The sequence below is a fragment of the Alkalibaculum bacchi genome, assembly GCF_937875145.1.
In the GTDB taxonomy this organism is placed as follows: domain Bacteria; phylum Bacillota; class Clostridia; order Eubacteriales; family Alkalibacteraceae; genus Alkalibaculum; species Alkalibaculum bacchi_A.
The window spans coordinates 1-1,848 of the sequence record NZ_CALNCS010000004.1 but is presented as its reverse complement, the minus strand read 5'-3'; the positions used below and the strand labels follow the sequence as shown (position 1 = coordinate 1,848).

The 1,848-nt window shown below is 41.6% G+C and carries 3 protein-coding genes; all 3 read left to right on the top strand.

Annotated elements, in window-relative coordinates:
• The coding region (locus Q7P22_RS00150) for a GDP-mannose 4,6-dehydratase (protein ID WP_303859550.1) at positions 1–648 on the top strand (648 nt) is incomplete at its 5' end.
• Between the two features lie 118 nt (positions 649–766).
• Positions 767–1,693 carry an NAD(P)-dependent oxidoreductase gene (locus tag Q7P22_RS00145; RefSeq protein ID WP_303859549.1) on the top strand — a complete coding sequence of 309 codons (927 nt, stop codon included), beginning with the start codon at positions 767–769 and terminating at the stop codon, positions 1,691–1,693.
• Positions 1,693–1,848 (top strand): NAD(P)-binding protein (locus tag Q7P22_RS00140; RefSeq protein WP_303859551.1); only part of this gene is annotated, 156 nt, incomplete at its 3' end. The genes Q7P22_RS00145 and Q7P22_RS00140, both read left to right, overlap by 1 nt.

The window sequence follows — 1,848 nt, the reverse complement described above, 5'->3', positions numbered from 1 at the left end:
AACCACGAATGGGAGTGGGGATATCGTGAGAATGACCCTCTGGATGGCTTTGATCCCTATTCCAATTCTAAAAGCTGTTCTGAACTGGTAACCCATAGCTATAAAAACAGCTTTTTTGCAGACGGAAAAGTTGCGATTTCCACTGCCCGAGCGGGCAACGTTGTCGGCGGCGGTGATTTTGCCAATGATAGGATCATTCCTGACTGCGTCCGTGCGGTGCAGAAAAGAGAAACAATTATCGTCAGAAATCCCCATTCTACCAGGCCTTATCAGCATGTGCTCGAGCCTTTGTGCGCCTATCTATTGATTGCGGCAATGCAGTATAAAGAAAAAAGTTTCGCGGGTTGGTACAATATTGGCCCGGACGAGTGCGACTGTGTTACTACTGGAGCATTGGTCGATTTATTTTGCCGAAAATGGGGTGAGGAGGCAAAATGGGAAAACCGCTGGATAGGTGGCCCCCACGAGGCAAACTTTTTAAAACTCGACTGTTCAAAGATAAAGTCAGTATTTGGGTGGCGGCCTTACTGGCACATTGATGACGCTATTGAGAAGACCTGCGATTGGACCAGGGTTTGGCTTTTACGAGGAAACATACCCGATATAATGGATAAGCAAATTTCTGAGTATTTAGAGATTGAAAAATAAATGAATTAAGGCAGTACATATTGTTTGGATTTAAAATTGCTAATAATATTGTTGCTTTTATCAAGCAACAATATTATTAGCAATCATGTCATCGAGCAAGTTATAAGAGGTGAGATTTTTGCAGCATGTTATCATAACTGGAGCAACAGGTTTTGTGGGAAAAAGCTTGATTCCCTATCTGCTAGGACAGGGCGTAAAGGTGACGGCTATAATCCTACCAGATACAATAAATTTGCTTACTAAACACGCAAATCTTGAGATAATAATTGGAACCCTGGATAATCCCCAAGACATCCGTTCCCAGTTGCTGGGGAAAAGTTATGACACGATGTACCATCTCGCATGGACTGGGGTAAACACCATATACAAAAATGTCCAAGAAATACAGATCAAGAATATTGATTATGCGCTCAGTATGATGGATTTGGCCAAGGATCTTAACTGCCAGAGAGTTATCAGCATTGGTTCGGTAAGTGAGTATGCATATGTGGATGGTGCAGTGAATGGGCAACAGGCACCATGTCCCAGTGATTTATACGCAGCGACCAAGGTTTCGGTACATACCTATTGCGATCTTATCGCGCGCCAAAACGAAATTAAATTTAATTGGGTACTCATACCAAGTATATATGGTCCCGGACGTGAAGATAACAATCTAATCACCTACACAATTAAGATGCTGCTTACAGGACAAAAACCTTCATATACAAAATTAGAACAACAATGGGATTATATCTTTATTGATGATCTGATGAGGGCACTTTATTTGATCGGTATTTACGGAAAGGAAACAAAAACTTATGTTGCAGGCTATGGTATAGCACGGCCCATGAGTGAATATGTGAAGATTATCAGGGATAAGATTAATCCTGAAGCCGAGATAGGAATCGGTGAGATGCCGTATAAAACAGGCCGTGTTGATAATGCAATTGTGGATATAACGGAGCTTAACAAGGATACTGGTTTTGAACCTCAGGTGGCATTTGAAGATGGAATAACACAAACAATAGAATACTACAAGAAGCAGCTTAAGGTGGAATTATAATGAATGAGATCTTAGTAATCGGTTGTGGTCTATCAGGCTCTGTAGTGGCTCGTCATTTTGCGGAGCAGGGAAAAAAGGTTGCAATTTGGGAACGAAGGATTCACATAGGCGGCAATATGTTTGACTATGTTGATGAGTATGGGATTTTAGTGCAT